Origin of the sequence: Mesorhizobium sp. Cs1321R2N1 (genome assembly GCF_037179725.1) — a bacterium.
Classification (GTDB): Bacteria; Pseudomonadota; Alphaproteobacteria; order Rhizobiales; family Rhizobiaceae; genus Mesorhizobium; species Mesorhizobium salmacidum.
Window position 1 is genome coordinate 1 of the sequence record NZ_JAPYKP010000118.1, and the last position, 18,956, is coordinate 18,956.

Annotated in this window: 14 protein-coding genes; 4 read left to right on the forward strand and 10 right to left on the reverse strand. The window is 63.4% G+C overall.

Features of this window, described 5'->3' with window-relative positions:
• Nucleotides 1–600, forward strand: a 600-nt coding sequence (locus tag O7A61_RS23905; RefSeq protein WP_337131894.1) for a uracil-DNA glycosylase, incomplete at its 5' end; no start/stop codon positions are given.
• Nucleotides 601–654: 54 nt separating this feature from the next.
• A complete protein-coding gene (locus O7A61_RS23910) occupies nucleotides 655–1,467 on the forward strand; it encodes a helix-turn-helix domain-containing protein (protein WP_337131895.1) in 813 nt (270 codons plus the stop codon).
• On the opposite strand, the gene O7A61_RS23915 is transcribed toward O7A61_RS23910, so the two are convergent.
• A complete protein-coding gene (locus O7A61_RS23915) occupies nucleotides 1,468–2,433 on the reverse strand; it encodes a DMT family transporter (RefSeq protein ID WP_337131896.1) in 966 nt (321 codons plus the stop codon). It abuts the gene before it with no gap.
• A 266-nt stretch (nucleotides 2,434–2,699) separates the two neighbouring features.
• Here O7A61_RS23915 and pepN point away from each other — a divergent pair, with 266 nt between their 5' ends.
• Together pepN and O7A61_RS23925 are read left to right on the forward strand one after the other, a co-directional pair.
• Nucleotides 2,700–5,345 (forward strand): aminopeptidase N, encoded by a 2,646-nt coding sequence (pepN, locus tag O7A61_RS23920; protein ID WP_337131897.1) that lies wholly within the window; start codon nucleotides 2,700–2,702, stop codon nucleotides 5,343–5,345.
• 205 nt (nucleotides 5,346–5,550) lie between these two features.
• Nucleotides 5,551–7,872, forward strand: a complete 2,322-nt coding sequence (locus O7A61_RS23925) for a PAS domain-containing sensor histidine kinase (protein WP_337131898.1) — start codon at nucleotides 5,551–5,553, stop codon at nucleotides 7,870–7,872.
• A gap of 44 nt (nucleotides 7,873–7,916) precedes the next feature.
• Here O7A61_RS23925 and O7A61_RS23930 read toward each other — a convergent pair whose 3' ends face one another.
• The 9 genes from O7A61_RS23930 to O7A61_RS23970 form a co-directional block, all read right to left on the reverse strand.
• Nucleotides 7,917–8,390: a hypothetical protein gene (locus O7A61_RS23930; RefSeq protein ID WP_337131899.1), complete on the reverse strand. Its 474-nt coding sequence runs from the start codon at nucleotides 8,388–8,390 to the stop codon at nucleotides 7,917–7,919.
• A gap of 50 nt (nucleotides 8,391–8,440) precedes the next feature.
• Nucleotides 8,441–11,401 (reverse strand): bifunctional [glutamine synthetase] adenylyltransferase/[glutamine synthetase]-adenylyl-L-tyrosine phosphorylase, encoded by a 2,961-nt coding sequence (locus O7A61_RS23935; protein WP_337131900.1) that lies wholly within the window; start codon nucleotides 11,399–11,401, stop codon nucleotides 8,441–8,443.
• Nucleotides 11,401–12,882, reverse strand: coding sequence for a sensor histidine kinase (locus O7A61_RS23940; RefSeq protein WP_337131901.1), 1,482 nt, complete (start codon nucleotides 12,880–12,882; stop codon nucleotides 11,401–11,403). The genes O7A61_RS23935 and O7A61_RS23940 overlap by 1 nt, the downstream gene beginning before the upstream one ends.
• Nucleotides 12,883–12,890: 8 nt before the next feature.
• Nucleotides 12,891–13,565 carry a response regulator transcription factor gene (locus O7A61_RS23945; protein WP_023771592.1) on the reverse strand — a complete coding sequence of 225 codons (675 nt, stop codon included), beginning with the start codon at nucleotides 13,563–13,565 and terminating at the stop codon, nucleotides 12,891–12,893.
• A gap of 353 nt (nucleotides 13,566–13,918) precedes the next feature.
• On the reverse strand, nucleotides 13,919–15,475 hold the full coding sequence (locus tag O7A61_RS23950) for a Do family serine endopeptidase (protein ID WP_337131902.1): 1,557 nt from the start codon (nucleotides 15,473–15,475) through the stop codon (nucleotides 13,919–13,921).
• Nucleotides 15,476–15,606: 131 nt separating this feature from the next.
• A complete protein-coding gene (locus tag O7A61_RS23955; protein WP_337131903.1) occupies nucleotides 15,607–16,074 on the reverse strand; it encodes a cytochrome c-type biogenesis protein in 468 nt (155 codons plus the stop codon).
• A complete protein-coding gene (locus O7A61_RS23960) occupies nucleotides 16,071–18,056 on the reverse strand; it encodes a heme lyase CcmF/NrfE family subunit (RefSeq protein ID WP_337131904.1) in 1,986 nt (661 codons plus the stop codon). The genes O7A61_RS23955 and O7A61_RS23960 overlap by 4 nt, the downstream gene beginning before the upstream one ends.
• 32 nt (nucleotides 18,057–18,088) lie before the next feature.
• Entirely contained in the window at nucleotides 18,089–18,532 is a 444-nt protein-coding gene (gene ccmE, locus O7A61_RS23965; RefSeq protein ID WP_337131905.1) for a cytochrome c maturation protein CcmE, read from the reverse strand.
• Nucleotides 18,533–18,539: 7 nt separating this feature from the next.
• The coding region (locus O7A61_RS23970) for a tetratricopeptide repeat protein (protein ID WP_442921110.1) at nucleotides 18,540–18,956 on the reverse strand (417 nt) is incomplete at its 5' end.

An 18,956-nucleotide genomic window follows, 5' to 3' on the forward strand; every position in this document is an offset into this window, starting at 1 on the left:
GCGGTGCTGGCACGCCAACTGGCGACCGCGGCGGTATCCCTGGACGAGCTGCGCCAGCACATGGCCGCTTTCGAGGGCTGCAATCTCAAGGCCACCGCCAAGAACCTGGTATTCGCCGACGGCAACCCGCAAGCCGCTGTCATGCTGGTCGGTGAAGCCCCCGGCCGCGACGAGGACATTGAAGGATTGCCCTTCGTCGGCCGCTCGGGCCGCCTGCTCGACCGCATGCTGGCCGCGATTGGCCTCGACCGAGGCTCGGTCTACATCGCCAATGTCATTCCCTGGCGGCCGCCTGGCAACCGCACGCCGACGCCGCACGAGACAGAGATCTGCCGGCCGTTCATCGAGCGTCAGATCGAGCTGGTCAATCCCAAGGTGCTGATCAATCTCGGCGGTCCGTCGGCCAAGACCTTGCTCAACACCTCGGAAGGAATCCTGCGGCTGCGCGGCAACTGGCGCGTCCACACCACGGCGTCCGGCGTTGCTATTCCGGCCATGCCGACATTGCACCCGGCCTATCTCTTGCGGACGCCCGCACACAAGAAGCTCGCATGGCGGGATTTTCTGGAGGTGAAGGCGAAGCTGCGGGCGCTCTCCTAGCGATGACCTCGCAGGTAATTGAAATGCTTTGGCCCGCGGCTTAACCATTCTCCCATGATAACGCCTCAAACCTCCGCCGGCGGTCTCATACGCGAATGGCGCACGCGCCGCCGCATGAGCCAGCTCGACCTCGCCATGGAAGCCGAAATTTCGCAACGGCATCTCTCTTTCGTCGAAAGCGGTCGCGCCGCACCTTCGCGCGACATGGTGCTGCATCTGGCCGAGCAGCTTGCGATCCCACTGCGGCAACGCAATCAATTGCTGCTGGCCGCGGGCTTCGCGCCGAGCTTCAGCGAACGGCCGCTCACCGATAGGACGCTGGCACCCGCGATGGCGGCTGTCGAGATGGTGCTCAAGGGGCATGAGCCGTTTCCGGCATTGGCGGTGGACCGGCATTGGAACCTGGTTAAGGCCAACGCGGCAATCGGGCCATTCCTGGCCGATGTTTCCGAGCCCTCATTGCTCCAGCCACCCGTCAATGTGCTGCGGCTCAGCCTGCACCCGGGTGGTGTCGCGCCGCGTATCGTGAATCTCCAGGAATGGCGCATCCACCTGCTCGAACGGCTGAAGCATCAGAACGATGCCGCCGGCGACCCGGAGCTGATCGCATTGGAGCAAGAGCTTCGCGGCTACCCCTCCGGCCTGAAGGGCAGCCGGCCGGCGCCGGTCGAGCCGAATGCCATCGTGCACCCGCTCAGGCTTGCCCATGGCGACACGGTGCTTTCCTTCATCAGCACCATTACCGTGTTCGGTACACCGCTGGATGTCACGCTATCGGAACTGGCGATCGAGTCGTTCTTCCCGGCCGACGAACAGACAAGAGCGGTGCTGGTGCGGTTGGCGAAAGAGCGGACGGAACGGTCGTGATCACCCCTGCGGCAGGGCCGCCTTGCGGGTGCGGGTGCGCTCCAGACCCAGTTGCCGTTCACGCCAGATGATGAAGATGCCGGCGGCCACCACGATCACACCACCCACCAGCGTGCCGGACGAGGTCACGTCGCCGAAAACGAAATAGCCGACTACGACGCCAAGGATCATCGAGGTGTATTCGAAAGGCGCCACGACCGAGGCTTCGGCATGGCGATAGGCCGCGGTCATCAGAATCTGGCCGAGGCCGCCGCAAAAGCCGGCCATGATGAGCAGTGCTGCTTGCGCCGGCGTCAGCGATTGCCAGCCGAAGGGCAGCGTCAGCAGCGAGAGCGCGCTCGCCGTTGACGAGAACCACAGCACGATGGTGGCCGTCTTCTCTGTCTGGACGAGATTGCGCACGAGCAACATGGCGACAGCCGAGATTGCCGCGGCCGCCAGCGCGGCCATGACGCCCAGGACCTCCTGGTCGTCGAGCCCTTGATCCGAATTGAGCAGCGTCAGTTCCGGCCAGGAAATGATGAGCACGCCGATGAGGCCGATCGCGACGGCGCTCCAGCGATAAACACGGATCGTCTCGCCAAGGAACACCGAGGAGAACACCACGACCAGCAGCGGCTGTGCATAGTTCAGGGTGATCGCCTCCGGCAAGGGCAACCTGGTGAGCGCGAAAAAGCCGAGCCCCATGGCACCGACGCCGACGACGCCACGCGCGACGTGGTTGAAGGGACGTTTCGTGACGAACGCCGTGGCCAGATGTCCTTTCAATGCCAGGAAGGCAACGATCGGAAAGATGGCGAAGAAGGAACGGAAGAAGACGATCTGCCCGGCAGGCACGTCGCCCGCCGCCTTGATACAGGTTTGCATGCTGACAAAAACCGCCACGGAGACGATCTTCAGCACGATGCCCCTGAGCGTATCGTGGCCGCCGGTGGTTTCTGGTTGCGCCTCCGCCCCTGATGTCACTTTGGCAATGCGTCTCTGCCCGCCGCCGAGGGCACGTTGCGGGTTTCGAAACGGCAGAACGGGAAATTGTCGGCGCGCCGAACGAAAGCGCCCATTTTCGGTGTAACGGCGGTCATGACTGCCCTCGCGATGATGAAAGGAAGGCCTGAATTAGGCTCTGCCGCAGTTTTGTCGAGGGTGTGTTTCGTGTAAAGAGCGCGGACTTTGAATTTTTTGGACCAGCAAAAATATGTCCGGTCCCCGGAAAAGACAGGAAAAGCCAGGGAATGCGCACCGACACAGGCCAGGTCTTCAAACTCGAGGACTATCGCCCCAGCGACTACCTCATTCCGGAAACAAACCTTGACTTCCGTCTTTCGCCAAAGGCCACCGTCGTCACCGCGATACTGACCGTAGAGCGCCGCGAGGGCATATCCACGTCGGCTCCGCTGGTGCTTGACGGCGATGGGTTGACGCTCAAGCGCGTCGAGATCGACGGGAAGACGGTGAGATCGGCCGATCTGCTGGCGAGCCCGGACCAACTGACCCTGCTCAAACCGCCGGCGGCACGTCGTTTCCAACTGCGGATCGAAACCGAACTGGCGCCGGCCAGCAATGAGGCTCTTATGGGCCTTTACCGTTCGAACAACGTTTACTGCACGCAGTGCGAGGCGGAGGGCTTTCGCCGCATCACCTACTTCCTGGATCGCCCCGATATCCTGTCCGTCTACACGGTGCGAATCGAGGCGCGACGCGACGAGGCGCCGCTGCTCCTGTCCAACGGCAATCCGGTCGAGAACGGCGATCTCGCCGATGGCTGGCACTACGCCAACTGGCACGACCCCTTTCCCAAGCCGTCCTACCTGTTCGCGCTGGTGGCCGGGAACCTTGGCCAGGTCGCCGACAGTTTCGTGACCATGTCCGGGCGCAAGGTCGAGCTCGGCATCTATGTCGAGCCCGGCAAGGAGGCGCTCGCCGGCTACGCGATGGACGCGCTGAAGCGGTCCATGCAATGGGACGAGGAGGCGTTTGGCCGCGAGTACGACCTCGACGTCTTCAACATCGTCGCCGTGTCGGACTTCAACATGGGCGCGATGGAGAACAAGGGCCTCAACATCTTCAACGACAAATACGTGCTGGCCGACCAGGAGACGGCGACGGATGCCGATTTCGCCAATATAGAGGCGATCATCGCGCATGAGTATTTCCACAATTGGACAGGCAACAGAATCACTTGCCGCGACTGGTTCCAGCTTTGCCTGAAGGAAGGCCTGACGGTCTTCCGCGATCATGAATTCTCCGCCGACCAGCGCTCGCGCGCGGTCAAGCGCATCGCCGAAGTGCGCACGCTGCGTGCCCACCAGTTTCCCGAGGACCAGGGACCGCTGGCGCACCCGGTGCGGCCGCGCCGCTACCGCGAGATCAACAATTTCTATACGGCGACGGTCTACGAAAAAGGCTCCGAAGTGGTGCGCATGATCCGCACCATTCTCGGGGCCGAGGTCTTTCGCGCCGGCATGGACCTCTATTTCGAACGTCACGACGGTGAAGCCGCGACCATCGAGGATTTCATCAAGGTGTTCGAGGAGGCGTCCGGCCGCGATCTTTCGCAATTCGCGCTCTGGTATCACCAGGCCGGTACACCCAACCTGACAGTGAGTTCGACGCACAATCCGGCCGCACAGGAATTCACGCTCGAGATCGAGCAGTCGGTGCCGCCGACACCGTCGGAAAGCCGCAAGCGGCTGATGCATATCCCGCTCGCCTTCGGCCTGATCGGCGCCGGCGGCAAGCCGGTGGAGTATGACCGCGTCGAGGGCGCCAGCGTCGAGGACGGCGTCATCCATATCCGCAAGCGCCGCCACATGGTGCGTTTTTCCGGCGTTGCCGAACGACCGGCGGTGTCACTCAACCGCGGCTTTTCGGCGCCGGTGACGCTGTCGGTCGAGCAGAAGGCGGCCGACCAGTTCTTCCTCGCCCGCCATGACAGCGACGCCTTCTCGCGCTGGCAGGCGTTCAACACGCTGCTCACCGATGCGCTGATCACTGCCTTCCGCCAGATCCTCGGCGGCAAACAGCCGGACTTCGCCCCACGGCTGACCGACCTTGCCGGCGTCATCGCCAGCGACGAGACACTCGAGCCGGCCTATCGGGCCCTTGCCCTGGCGCTGCCTGGCGACGCCGACATCGCGCGTGACATCGGCAAGAACATCGATCCCGATGCCATCCATACCGCCCGCCACGCGCTTGCGCTGGCGATCGGAACGGCCAATGGCGAGGCATTTTCCGGCCTCTACGACAGCCTTGCCGACAAGAGCGCCTTCAGCCCAGACGCGGCGAGCGCGGGACGACGCGCCTTGCGCAACATTCTGCTGGATTATCTCTCGCTGCTGCCTGGCGGGGCGGCATTGGCGGCCGGGCATTTCCAGTGCGCGACCAACATGACCGACCGCGCGGCCGCATTGGCCGTTCTCGCGCATCGTCACTACGGATCGCCAGAGGCGAAAAAGGCGTTGGCGGCTTTCGAAAAGACATATGCATCCGACCCGCTGGTCATGGACAAATGGTTCCAGATCCAGGCCAGCGTGCCGGGGCCGCAGGCTGTCGACACGGTTCGGTCCCTGACCGCTCATCCGGGGTTTTCGATGGGCAACCCGAACCGGGTGCGCTCGCTGATCGGCACATTCTCAAGCGCCAACCAGACCGGCTTCCATCGCCCCGACGGCGAAGGTTACCGTTTTTTAGCGCAGACGGTGCTCGAGGTCGAAAAGCGCAACCCGCAAGTGGCGGCTAGGCTGGCGACGGCGCTCAGGTCCTGGCGTTCGCTCGAACCGGGCCGGCAAGCCAGGGCCAGGGAAGCACTGGTTTCGATCGCCAATACCGAAAACCTGTCGGCGGACCTGCGCGACATTGTCGAGCGCACGCTGGCATAGGCGCCCCTGCCACGTCCCGTGCGGGAGAAGGCCAAGCCGCCTCACCTCCAAAGTCCGTTATTTTAGTCGATTTTTAATCTTTTTTCGCCGGAGCACTGGACAAGGCGAATCACCTTTGATTCTTTAATGGCGATTCGGAAGTGCGGTGTTGCCGGATCACCAGCACATAGAAATGCGGCATACTGGAAATCGGGGAGTGCCATTTATGGCGAAGGCGGACGCGTGGGGCGCGCCCGGAGGGATGGCTTTTGCGCGTCGCGAGACGCGCAGCGACGGCCTTGCCGGGAATACGCGGCTCATCGCCGAACCAGCCTACAAGCGTCTTCTGGCGGCTGAACCGCTTTTGCGCCGGTCGATACCAGCCCTCATCGTCATCTTCCTCCTCGTCATCGCGGCGCTGCGCGTGCTCTCGCTCATGAACGAGCGCGACGACATCGAGCGCGATGCCAAGGCGATCCTGACGCTGGGCGCCGCGCAGCTCGCCAGCTCGCTCGCCACGACATCGGACACGCTGCCGGGCGCCACCCAGGACCTGCTGGAGACCACCAGCCGCCAAGGCGCGATGGGCCGCAGCCATGTGCTCGTCATCACCGACAGTGCCTTCAGGATCACCGCGGTGACACCACGTTCCGTGCCCTGGCAAGGCCATTCGCTCGACGGCCTCGTCCAGGGCGGCCAACCCCTGTTCATGTTCGGCGATCGCGCCGGTGTCATGGAGGTCAACATCGGCGGTGAGGACTGGTACGCGGCGGTCAGCCTGTCCAAGGACAGGAAGGGAGCCGCCGCGGCTCTGGTGCCGCAGGAAGCGGTCTTCGACACGTGGCGCAAGACCGTCTCGCTCAACGTCACCCTGTTCGTGCTGACGGCCGGAGTGCTGATCATCATCCTCTATGCCTATTTCGGACAGGCGGCGCGCGCGCAGGCTGCCGACCGCATCTATCTCGAAGCGCATCAGCGTATCGACATGGCGCTGGTTCGCGGCCGCTGCGGCCTGTGGGACTGGGACATGGTGCGCGGCAAGATGTACTGGTCACGCTCGATGTATGACATGCTCGGCTACGAACCCTGCGAGACGATGCTATCGTTCGGTGAGGTCGACGAGATCATTCATCCCGAGGACGGCGACCTGTTCGAGCTCGCCAACAGGATCGTCGCACGCGAGATCGATCACATCGACCAGGTGTTCCGGATGCGGCATGCCGATGGCCAGTGGGTGTGGATGCGCGCCCGGGCCCAAGTCATGGATCCGGAAGCGCCGGAGATCCAGCTGATCGGCATCGCGGTCGACGTCACCGAGCAACGGCATCTGGCGCTGCGCTCCGAAGCGGCCGATCTTCGCCTCAGGACCGCGATCGAGAACATCAATGAATCCTTCGTGTTGTGGGATTCGGCTCAGCACCTGATCATGTGCAATTCCAAATACCAGCAGGACAACGGGCTCTCGGATCGCGACGTGATGCCAGGTGTGACGCGCGCGTCGCTGGAAGAGCGGATGCTGGCCTTTGCTTCGGAGCGCCGGCTTGCCAACACCAATGGTCCGCAGGGCGGCGCCACGTTCGAGCGGCAGCTGTCCGACGGCCGCTGGCTGCAGGTCAACGAACTCAGGACCAGGGACGGCGGCATCGTCTCGGTCGGGTCCGACATCACCCAGATCAAGCTGCATCAGGAAAAGCTGGTCGACAGCGAGCGCCGGCTGATGGCGACGATCCATGATCTCAGCCTCGCACGGCGGGCCGAAGAGGAACGGTCGCGCGAACTGGTCGACCTTAACCGCAAATACATGAAGGAAACCGAGCGCGCCGAAGCGGCGAACCGGGCCAAATCCGAATTCCTGGCCAACATGTCGCATGAACTGCGCACGCCGCTCAACGCCATCATTGGCTTCTCCGAACTGATGGAACAAAGGCTGTTCGGCCCGCTGGGGTCGGAGCGCTACGAGGAGTACGCCACCGACATCAACAGCAGCGGCAAATATCTGCTCGGCGTCATCAACGACATTCTCGATATGTCCAAGATCGAGGCCGGCCAGTTCTCGCTGGACCAGGAACAGATCGACCTCGGTCCGCTGATCAGCGAAACCGTGCGTGTCGTGTCGCTGCAGGCGGCGCAGAAGGCGATCACCGTGGAAACGCGTATCGCCGACGCACTGACGCTGTTCGCCGATCGCCGGGCGATCAAGCAGATCGTCATCAACCTCCTGTCCAACGCGGTGAAATTCACCGGCCAAGGCGGCCACATATCGGTCAGGGCCCGCAACACCTCGGGCGCGCTGGTGCTGACGATCGAGGACAATGGCTGCGGTATCCCGAAGGAAGCGCTTGGCAAGCTCGGGCGCCCCTTCGAGCAGGTGCAGAACCAGTTTTCCAAGAACCATGCCGGCTCCGGACTTGGCCTTGCCATTTCCCGCTCGCTGGCCGAGTTGCAAGGCGGCGCACTGAAGATCCGTTCCACCGAAGGCGTCGGCACGATCGTATCGGTGCGCATTCCGGTGAAGAAGGCTCCGCCTTCGGTCAAAGCCGCGGCTTGAGCGGCAGGCTCCGGCTGACGGCCCGGAGCCTGCGTCAGCCAGCCTCACTGCATGCCGTTTTCGTCGTCGCCTCCTTGACGATGACGGCCAAAGCGCCCGCTCTTCGGCAGCTCGCGGTTCTCGATCTTTCCGTCATTGTTCTTGTCGAGTATCGCGAAAAGCTTCTTTTCGCGGCCGCTGATGTCATCTGATGTCAGCGTGCCGTCGCCCTTGCTGTCGTAACGGGCGATGATGCGCCTTGCAATACGTTCGAAGCGCGCCTTCTCCAGTGCGTCGGCGAGTTGAGCGACAGTCAGTTTGCCGCCATTGTCAGCCACGAGTTTCTTGAGCCGCGCGTCCATGACATCGGAGAACTGGTCGAAGGTGATAGTGCCGTTATTGTCCTTCATCGCCTTGTCGAGCCGCATCATGGTGCGCTCACGCATGGTTGCGCTGTCGACATTCTCGGCATAGGCGCCGCCGCCGACAGCTCCGGCCAGGGCGATGAAGGCAATTGCGAGCTTGGTTGTCTTTCTCATGGTATTCTCCTGTTGCATCGTCACCCCCGATGCGGCCGAACGCTCGTTGATCACGAACCCCCGGCACGAAGCAAAAGGTCGAAATCCTTCCTGACCTTTTGCGACGTCTCCTTGAGGTGTGCCTCCAGCACACCGAAATCCGGCAGGTCAGTGACCGCCAGGAGCAGATCCGAAAGCCCCGGCGGAACGTCGTCACGTTCGAAGGGTCCGGTAAGGCACAGCCGCGTCATCTGGGTCAGCGCCAGATAGAGGGCGTAAGCATCGCCAAGGTCCTGCCTGATCCCGGCATTGGCGAAACGTGGCGTCAGGCGAGACAGTATCTCGGCCGTACCGGTGGCGCGCGGGCCGGCCTCGACCTGCGCGGTGATGACAGCCACCTGGGCGATGAATTCGAGATCGATCAGACCACCCGGGATCAGCTTGATGTCCCAGAGGTCGCGTGGCGCCTTCTCCTGCTCGATCATGGCACGCATGTCCGACGCCTCCGCCCTCACCTTCGCCGCATCGCGCGGCTGGCTGAGCAACGCGACAACTTCCGCCTCGACCTCGCCGCACAGGCGGGGGTCACCAGCAATCGGCCGCGCCCGCGACAGGGCCATGTGCTCCCAGGTCCAAGCCTCCTGGCGCTGGTATTTCTTGAAGGCGTCGATGTGGGTGGCGACCGGTCCCTTGTTGCCGGACGGCCGCAAACGCAGGTCGAGCTCGTAGAGCACCCCTTCCGCCGTCGGCGCCGATACAGCCGATATCAGCCGCTGCGTCATGCGGGTGTAGTAATGCGAAGGCGCCAGCGGCTTTTCACCGTCGGAGTCCTCGGCATCCGCATCGTGGTCGTAAAGCAGAATAAGATCGACATCCGATCCGGCGGTCAATTCGCGGCTGCCGAGCTTGCCCATGCCGAGCAGCGAAACCACGCCACCAGCGATCGTGCCGTGGCGCCCCGCGAATTCTGCGGTCACCGCTTGCAACGCAGCCGCGATGGTCAGGTCCGCCAGATCGGAGAAAGCGCGGCCGGCGCGGGCCGGATCGATCGAACCGGCGAGCAGCCTCACACCGATCAGGAATTTCTGCTCGGAAGCAAATATGCGCAGCCGGTCGAGCACGTCCTCATAGGCCCTGTCGCCTTCGAGGAAGGCGGACAACCGCGCCGAGAGATAGACGCGGTCGGGAAGCTCGGTCAGCAATGCCGGGTCGAGCAAGCCGTCGAAGACATGCGGCCGGCGGGTGATGATCGCCGCCAGCCGGGGTGCCGCGCCCATGATCGTCGCCATCAGCCTGAGCAATGCGGGGTTCGACTGCAACAACGAGAACAATTGGATGCCGGCTGGCAGGCCGGCGAGGAATTCGTCGAAACGGACCAGCGCCTCATCGGCCCGGCGCGTCTGGCCAAAGGCCTTGAGCAGTGCCGGTGTCAGTTCCGTCAACCGCTCGCGCGCCTCCGCCGACCGGGTGACGCGATAGCGCCCGAAATGCCAGCCGCGGATGACACGGCAGATATCGCTTGGCCTCTGAAAACCGAGGCCGTGCAAGGTCCGCAGCGTGTCCGGGTCGTCAACGTCACCGGTGAAGACTAGGTTGCCGATGCCGGCCGAAAGCTCGGGTGCTGTTTCGAACAGCGCGGCATAGTGGCGCTCGACCTGCTGCAGCGAGGCACGGAACGCCCCGGCAAACACGACCGCGTCGGCAAAGCCCAGCATGCGGGCGATGCGCTCCAGCCCTTCATCGTCTTCCGGCAGCGTGTGCGTCTGCTCGTCGGCCACCATCTGGATAGCGTGTTCGACGCGACGCAGGAACCAGTACTGGCGGGCGAGCGCGTCACGCGCATCTGATGTGATCCAACCCCGAGCCGCGAGCTGACCGAGCATCGGCACGGTTTCGCGGCCGCGCAGCTCCGGGAAGCGGCCGCCGGCGATGAGCTGCTGGGTCTGGACGAAGAACTCGATCTCGCGGATGCCGCCGCGCCCAAGCTTGACGTTGTGCCCTTTCACGGCGATCTCGCCATGACCCTTATGGGCATGAATCTGGCGCTTGATCGAATGGACGTCGGCAATAGCCGCATAGTCCATGTATTTGCGCCAGATATAGGGCTGGAGCTCCTTGAGAAAGGCATCGCCCGCCGCGAGATCGCCGGCCACCGGGCGCGCCTTGATCATCGCGGCACGCTCCCAGTTCTGGCCGCGCGCTTCGTAGTAGCGTAGCGCGGCTTCAACGGGGATCGCGAGCGGCGTCGAGCCGGGATCGGGACGCAATCTCAGATCGGTGCGGAAGACATAGCCGTGCTCGGTGCGATCCTGCAGGATGCGCACCAGCCGCCGCGTCAGGCGTGAAAACAGGTCGGTGGCGTCGAGTGGATCGACCACTGCTGGCGCTTCCGGATCGAAGAACACGACGAGGTCGATATCGGAGGAGAAATTCAGCTCATGCGCGCCGAGCTTGCCCATAGCGAGCAGGATCCAGCCCGATCGATGCGAAGGACTGTCGAGGTCGGGCAGTTTGAGCTTGCCCTGGCCATGCGCGTCCCGCAGCAGGAAATCGACGGCCGCGCGGGTGCAGGCGTCGGCGAGATCGCTCAACCGCCTTACAGTCAGCGAGGTTTCAGCCTCGCCCGAAAGATCGGCGAGTGCGATCAGGAAATGCGCCTCGGCCTTATGCCGACGCAGCTCCATCATCAGGCCGGATTCCGAGACCATTTCCGTCAGCGGCGCCTGGTCGATCGCGGCGGTGATCGCCTTCAGGCGGGTCTCGACCGGCAGGTCGAAGAGGCCGTCCAGGATTTGCGGCCGGCGGCGCGCCATATCGCGCAGGAACGGCGAAAGGTCAAAGACGGCGGCCAGAAAATCCTGCGCCGTCCCCTTGCCGGCCAGGAATTTGGCCGCCCGTGTCAGCCCTTCTTCGCGCGCTGCGTCCGCGATTTCGGACAGTTCCTGCCGTGCCCGGCTCTCGTCGAGCGGAGCAAGCGGGGTTTCCAGGCTCAGCAACCAGTCTGTCTTGCTCCGCTTGGCAACGGCCGCCATTAGTGGTCCTCCCGCGCGGGGAAACTCATGACCACGGATAGTCCCGGATTGCCAGGCAACAGGTCAAGCCGGCCGTAATGGAATGTCATGACCGCCTTGGCAAGACTGAGGCCAAGGCCGGAACCAGGCTGCGAACGGCTCTTCTCCAGCCGTACGAATCGTTCGGTCGCCCGGGCGCGATCGGCTTCGTCGGGAATGCCCTGGCCGTTGTCGGCGACGGAAAGCCTGATCTCGCCATGCGTGCGTTCGAGCGCCACACGGACCGCCGGCTTGGATGTGGAATCGGTTGAGTACTTGATCGCATTGTCGACGATGTTGGAAAGCGCCTGGCCGATCAGTTCGCGGTTGCCGTCAACGACAAAAGCATCGTTCACCTCGGCGTCCAGCGCAACGCCAGCCTCCTCGGCCACGGGCTCGTAGAGTTCGACCACATCACGCACGGCCGCCGCCAGATTGACACGGTTAGTGTGCTCGGAAGAATACCCAGCCTCCAGCCGGGAGATCATCAGGATGGCGTTGAAGGTTTTTATCAGCTGGTCGGACTCGGCGATGGTGCCTTCCAGCGCCTGCCGATAGTCCGATGTTTTCTGCTTGCCGGAAAGCGTCGCTTCGGCCCGGTTGCGCAGCCGAGTCAGCGGTGTCTTCAGGTCATGCGCGATGTTGTCGGATACCTGCTTCAGGCCTTCGTTGAGCGTGGAGATCCTGGCCAGCATGACATTGAGATTTTCCGATAGCCGGTCGAACTCGTCACCGGCGCCGGTCACCGGCAACCGGCCACTGAGATCACCGCCCATAATGCGCCGGCTTGCCTCGGAAACCCCGTCGATACGCTTCAATGCCGCGCGGCCAACAAAGAACCAGATCAGGATGCCGCCCACCCCCATCATGCCGAGCGCCAGCACCAGCGAACGGCGGATGACGGCACGGAACCGCTCGGGTTCGCCGAGATCGCGGCCGACCAGCATGATCATCTGGTTCGGCAGCCGCAGCACCAGGGCAATGGCGTTGTGACCCTTTTCGCCTTCGGCCTGCGGCGGCGCATTATCGCCAGTCGAAGGAGGCGTCGCCTGGTCCGACGTTCCGCTGCGCAGGCGATCAAGCTCACCCTCGCCGAAGCGCTTGTAGGAGAACGGCTCGGTCGTCCAGCCCTCGGTGTCGATCACTCCAGGTTCAAGACTCTGCACGTTGCCTGTCAGGATCTGGCCGTTGGCATCGGCGATCAGATAGAGGTTGGCGCCGGGCTGGCGCGAGCGGGCCTCGACCACGCGGACCAATACCGGCAGACCTCCGCGCTGATAGGCGCGGGCAAGGCCGAGCACTTCGTCGTTGATGGTCTCCTGCGTCTGCGCCGTCAGCATGCGCGCCGAGAGCGAAGTCATATAGAGGACGAGCAGCACCGCGCAGAGTGCAAAGAGCAGGAGATACAGCGCCGAAAGCCGTGCGGCCGTCGTCTTCATGATGGCGGGCACGGAAAGCGCCATGCTGCCGCCTAGCCGCCCTTCAGCATGTAGCCGGCGCCACGAACCGTATGCAGGATGGGCTTGTCGAAACCCTTTTCGATCTTGCCGCGCAGCCGCGAGACGTGGACATCGATGACATTGGTCTGCGGATCGAAATGATAATCCCAGACATTTTCGAGCAGCATGGTGCGCGTCACCACCTGGCCGGCATGGCGCATAAGATATTCGAGCAGACGGAATTCGCGTGGCTGCAGCGTGATCTCGCGCGCCGCCCGGCGGACGGAATGCGACAACCTGTCGAGTTCAAGGTCGCCAACCCGGTAGACGGTCTCGGCCTCCTTGGCGCTGGCGCGTCGGTTCAGCACCTCGACGCGCGCCAGAAGTTCGGAAAAGGCATAGGGCTTGGTGAGATAGTCGTCGCCGCCGGCGCGCAGGCCGGTGACCCGGTCATCGACCTCGCCCAGCGCCGACAGGATGAGCACCGGCGTCGTGTTGCCCCTGGAGCGGAGAGCGGCAATGACCGACAGGCCGTCGCGGCGCGGCATCATCCGATCGATGACCATCACGTCATAATCACCCGCATCGGCAAGCGCGAAGCCGGTCTCGCCGTCACCCGCGACATGCGCGGTATGACCCGCTTCCGTGAAGGCTTTCTGCAGATAATCCGCAGCCTCGCGATCGTCTTCTATGACGAGAATCTTCATAGGGCCGTTATACGCGATTTCGCTGGAAGGTTGAGTAGCCGGCATCTGCATTTTAGCCTTTGCCAAAGCACATCTCGATCAAGAGGATCGAGAGCGCGCGCGATAAAATCTTTGTTCCGTGGCGTCGTTACGCCGGACATGCCGGTTCCCGGTCATGTCGTTACCCGCAACCACCGAACCAATCGGCTTCGGACATGAGGGCGTGATGGGCAGTCATATGCGGGCGCGGCAGCGGGCGATGGGAAGCCCGCTGCCGCTGAAGAAGAGCGCGATGACTGACTAACGGGCTCTCCTTCTTGCTTTCCCATGCGGCGACTCGGGGGTGTTGAAACCGACGCATTGGAAAAGTCGTCTCAGCCCTTGGCCACCGGCAGCGCGACGAAGCGGTTGTTGTCGTCGCGGGAGATCTGCATCAGCACCGACTTGCGTCCGGACTTGACCGCATCGGCCATGGCCTTGGTGACGTCTTCGGTGCCGTTGATCTCCGCCGAGTTGACCGCGGTGATGACGTCGCCCGGCTGGATGCCGCGATCGGCGGCGGCGCTGTCGGGGTCGACATCGGTCACCACCAGACCCTTGCCGTTTTCGGACTTGGTGACGGTGAGGCCGAGATCGGCCAGCGTGTCCGGCTTTGCCGGAGCGGCGGGTTGCTGCTGCTGGTCGCCCGACGCCTGCTTGTCGCTGGCGGGCAGTTTGCCGAGGTCGACCTTGACAGTCTGGCCCTTGCCGTCACGCCACACGGTGACGTCAACCGACTTGCCCGGCGAATAGGCGCCGATCAGGCGGGCGAGTTCCTTTGGCGAGGCAACGTCCTTGCCATCGACCTGGGTGATGACATCACCTGCGGTAATGCCGGCCTTCTTGCCGGGGCCATCGTCCTGGGCGCTCGAAACCAGGGCGCCATTGTTGGACTTCAGACCGAGCGATTCGGCGATGTCGGAAGTGACCGGCTGGATTTCGACGCCGAGCCAGCCGCGCTGGACCGCACCATTCTTCATCAGGTCTCCGACGACCTGCTTGGCGGTCGAGGCAGGAATGTCGAAGGCGATGCCGACGCTGCCGCCCGAGGGCGAGAAGATGGCGGTGTTGATGCCGACCACCTGGCCGTTGAGATTGAAGGTCGGGCCGCCCGAATTGCCGCGGTTGACCGAGGCGTCGATCTGGAGGAAATCGTCATAGGGCCCGGCGCCGATATCGCGGCCGCGCGCCGAAACGATGCCGGCGGTGACGGTGCCACCGAGGCCGAACGGGTTGCCGACAGCCACGACCCAGTCGCCGACGCGAACCTTGGAATCGTCGGCGAAGTCGACATAGGTGAACTTGCCGCCGCCGTCGACCTTGAGCACGGCGAGGTCGGTGCGCGGATCGGTGCCGACCAGCTTGGCGTCGAGTTCCTTGCCGCCATTGGTCACCACGGTGAAGGCGGTGCCTTCTTCGACGACGTGGTTGTTGGTGACGAGATAACCGTCTTCAGAAATGAAGAAGCCGGAGCCCTGCGCCACCGGGCGCGGCTGATCGTTGTTGCGGTCGCGGTGGCCGAAGCGGCGGTGACCTTCGTCGTTCTGACCACCCTGGTCCTGGTCACCAAAACCACGGAATTCCTTGAAGAAGCGGCGCAGCTGCGGATTGTTGGGAAGATTGTCGAAACCGCCCTGATCGTCGGAACCGTCATCGGCAGTCGGTTGCAGCTTGGCCTTGACCTTGACGCTGACCACGGCCGGCGAAACGCGCTCCACGACATCGGCGAAGCTCGGGACCTGCGGAGCCTCGACACGCACGGCGTCAGCCAGAACGGGGCTGGTTCCACTGGTCAGCGCGCCAAATCCGATCGCGCCGGCGACAGCGACGGACGCTACGGCAGCGAGAAGACGCTTGCGGGTGAGGGAATATGAATTGGGGGCAATATTCATGGATCTCTTATCCTCTTTCAGACGGACGCGCCTTGATCGGCATCCTCAAGAAACGAGAATTAGAGCGGCGCACATTACGACGCCATTTCCGGCACATGAAACTTTGGTAATGTTAGCGCTCGACTGGGCTGTCAGTCGCGGCGCAGGATCGCGTCCAATGTCGCCTGCTCGTCGGCTGACAGGGATTTCGTCGCCAGCGTCCGGCGCGATCGCGCGCTTAGAGCGATAAATACGCCTCCCACCAGCAGCAACAGAACCGGCGTGCCCCACAGCAACGCGTTGCGCAGGTCGAAACGCGGCTTCAGGAGCACGAACTCGCCGTAGCGGGAAACGACATAATCCATCACCTGCTGGTCGGTATCGCCGGCAACAAGGCGTTGCCGCACCAGGATACGCAGGTCGCGAGCAAGGTCGGCGTCGGATTCGTCGATCGACTGATTCTGGCAGACCATGCAGCGCAAGCCTTCCGACAGCACCCGAGCTCTCGCCTCGAGTGCCGTGTCGGCCAGCATCTCGTCGGGCTTCACGGCCATTGCCGTGCCGGCGAAGAGCAATGCCAGCAGCAGGACAATCGAGGTCAGTGAAAACCTCGCCCTCATGGCAGGCCCGCCGGCGCCACCGCCTGCTTGCGACGGCGCGATGGCGCGCCGACACGCAGGCGTCTGTCCATCAGCGACATGGCCGCACCCGCCATCATCACCAGGCCGCCGCCCCAGATCAGCGTTACCAGCGGCTTCCACCACAGACGCACCACGACCGAGCCGTCCTTGCCCTCGTCGCCGAGCGAAAGGTAGAGCTGGGAGAGGCCGATGGTCTTGATGCCGGACTCCGTCGTCGTCATCTGTCGCACGGGATAGAAACGCTTGGCGGAGCTGATTTCGCCGATTGGGCTGCCGCTAACGCCGATCAGCTCGAAGTGGCCGCGATCCTCGCTGTAGTTCGGTCCCTGCGCAGGGTAGAGCCCGACGAAACGCACCGTGCGGCCGGAGATTTCGACGATTTCACCGGCATGCATGGACAGTATCTTCTCCGTGCCGAAGCAGAGCGTGCCGACGATGCCGAGCACGGTCAGGCCGAGGCCAAGATGCGCGAAAGCGGTCCCGAAGACCGAGCGCGGCAAACCAACCAGGCGCCTGACCATGATCGGCGCGGCGGCATTGCCTAACCCCGCCTTGACGGCGAGGTCGGTCAGCGCGCCAAGGATCAGCCAGACGGCAAGGCCGACGCCAAGCGCGGCAAGCACCGAAGCGCCGTCGATGAACAAGGCCGTGACCAGCGTTGCCAGAAGGGCGGCCGCAAACGCCACCATCAGACGCTGCGCGACGCCAAACACATCGCCGCGTTTCCAGGCCAGCAGCGGCCCAAAGGGAACCATCACCAGCAGCGGCACCATGAGCGGGGCGAAGGTGAGGTTGAAGAACGGCGCTCCGACCGAAATCTTGTCGGCCGAAAAAGCCTCGACCGCCAACGGATAGAGCGTGCCGACCAGCACGGTGGCGGTCGCCGTGGTCAGGAACAGATTGTTGAGGACGAGCGCCCCTTCGCGCGAAATCGGATGGAACAGGCCGCCTGCCGTCAATTTCGAGGCGCGCAGCGCAAACAGTGCCAGCGAGCCGCCGATGAACAACGTCAGGATGCAAAGGATGAAGACGCCGCGCGTCGGATCGGTGGCAAAGGCGTGGACGGAAGTCAGGACGCCCGAACGCACCAGGAAGGTGCCAAGCAGCGACAGCGAGAAGGTCAAAATGGCAAGCAGTAGCGTCCAGATCTTCAACGCCGAGCGCTTTTCCATGACGATGGCCGAATGCAGCAGCGCGGTGCCCGCCAGCCACGGCATGAAGGAAGCGTTTTCGACCGGATCCCAGAACCAGAAACCGCCCCAGCCGAGCTCGTAATAGGCCCAGTACGATCCCATCGCGATGCCGCCGGTCAGGAACATCCAGGCGACCAGCGTCCATGGCCGCACCCAGCGTGCCCAGGAGGCATCGATGCGCCCCTCGATAAGGGCCGCGACCGAGAAGGAGAAGCAGATCGAGAACCCGACATAGCCGAGATAAAGCAGCGGCGGATGAATGGCGAGGCCAAGATCCTGCAGGATCGGGTTGAGATCGCGGCCTTCGATGGGCGCCGGATTGAGCCGGATGAAAGGATTGGACGTCGCCAGGATGAAAAGGAAGAAAGTAGCGCCAATGGCGCCCTGCACCGCAAGCACGTTGGCGCGCAGCGTCGCCGGCAGGTTGGAGCCGAAAGCGGCGACAAGCGCGCCGAAGAAGGTCAGGATCAGCACCCAGAGCAGCATCGAGCCCTCATGGTTGCCCCAGGTTCCGGTGATCTTGTAGATCAGCGGCTGCAGTGAATGCGAGTTCTCCCAGACGGTCGCCAGCGAGAAATCGGAGCTTGCATAAGCTCTCGCAAGTGCGGCGAAGGACAGCGCTGTCAGGGCAAAACCGGTCACCGCGACCGGACCGCCGACTGCCATCAGGCGCTGGTTATTCAGCCGCGCACCAAACAGCGGCGCGACGGTCTGCACCAGCGAAAGCGCGAACGCCAGAACCAGGGCGAAATGTCCGGTTTCAACCATTCCCGCTACTCACCCTTGGTCTCCCGCCAGAGTTACTCACTCTTGCTCTCCTGCCAGACACCCTTGGCCTTCAGCCCGTCGGCAACTTCCTTGGGCATGTAGCGCTCATCATGCTTGGCCAGCACGCTGTCGGCGACAAAGACACCGTCGGTGCCGAAGGTGCCCTCGGTGATGACACCCTGCTCTTCGCGGAAAAGATCGGGCAGGATGCCGGTATAGGTAACCTTGACCGATTTGTGGGTATCGGTGACCGAAAAGGCAACCGTCGCGCCCTGGCCGCGCTGGATAGTGCCTTTTTCGACCAAACCGCCGAGCCTGATGCGCTGGCCGGGCTGCACACTGGCCGTGGTCAGGTCGGCCGGCATGTAGAAATAGGACGCTTTCTGGCCAAGCGCGTAGAACGTCAGGCCGGTAGCGGCGGCGAGGAAAGCCAAGCCGCCCACAATCACCGACAATCGTTTCTGCTTGCGCGTCATGTCAGTTCTACTCCGTCGCCGTCAAGCCGAGCGAGGCGGCAAAGGCGGTGAATTTCCTGGCTTCGTCACTGTCGGCCCCAAAGACCGCAATGGCGCGGCCCAGCGCATCGCGTGCCTGATCGGTCTTGCCCAACACGACATAGGAACGAACCAGCCGCATCCATCCTTCCGGGTCGTGCGGATTTTGACGAAGTTTGTCGTCGAGGCCGGCAACCATGGTGTTGATCATGGCTTCCCTGTCCTGCGGCGACATGGAAGATGCCGCGTCGACATCGGCGGCATCGGGGCCTTTCGCGGCCGCGCCGGAAGCGACTTCGGGGCCGCCGGATTTGGCCAATGCCTGTTCGACGGCGCCGCGCCATGGCGAATCCGGCGGCAGCGTACTAAGCATCGCCTGCCAGGCCGCGGCCGCTTCCTTGCCGCG

Excerpts from the sequence above, each read along its gene's own strand:
- pepN (WP_337131897.1), top strand. The coding sequence starts at position 2,700 with ATGCGCACCGACACAGGCCAGGTCTTCAAACTCGAGGACTATCGCCCC.
- O7A61_RS23945 (WP_023771592.1), bottom strand. The coding sequence starts at position 13,565 with ATGAAGATTCTCGTCATAGAAGACGATCGCGAGGCTGCGGATTATCTG.
- O7A61_RS23960 (WP_337131904.1), bottom strand. The coding sequence starts at position 18,056 with ATGGTTGAAACCGGACATTTCGCCCTGGTTCTGGCGTTCGCGCTTTCG.
- O7A61_RS23930 (WP_337131899.1), bottom strand. The coding sequence starts at position 8,390 with ATGAGAAAGACAACCAAGCTCGCAATTGCCTTCATCGCCCTGGCCGGA.
- O7A61_RS23940 (WP_337131901.1), bottom strand. The coding sequence starts at position 12,882 with ATGGCGCTTTCCGTGCCCGCCATCATGAAGACGACGGCCGCACGGCTT.
- ccmE (WP_337131905.1), bottom strand. The coding sequence starts at position 18,532 with ATGACGCGCAAGCAGAAACGATTGTCGGTGATTGTGGGCGGCTTGGCT.
- O7A61_RS23925 (WP_337131898.1), top strand. The coding sequence starts at position 5,551 with ATGGCGAAGGCGGACGCGTGGGGCGCGCCCGGAGGGATGGCTTTTGCG.
- O7A61_RS23950 (WP_337131902.1), bottom strand. The coding sequence starts at position 15,475 with ATGAATATTGCCCCCAATTCATATTCCCTCACCCGCAAGCGTCTTCTC.
- O7A61_RS23910 (WP_337131895.1), top strand. The coding sequence starts at position 655 with ATGATAACGCCTCAAACCTCCGCCGGCGGTCTCATACGCGAATGGCGC.
- O7A61_RS23955 (WP_337131903.1), bottom strand. The coding sequence starts at position 16,074 with ATGAGGGCGAGGTTTTCACTGACCTCGATTGTCCTGCTGCTGGCATTG.
- O7A61_RS23935 (WP_337131900.1), bottom strand. The coding sequence starts at position 11,401 with ATGGCGGCCGTTGCCAAGCGGAGCAAGACAGACTGGTTGCTGAGCCTG.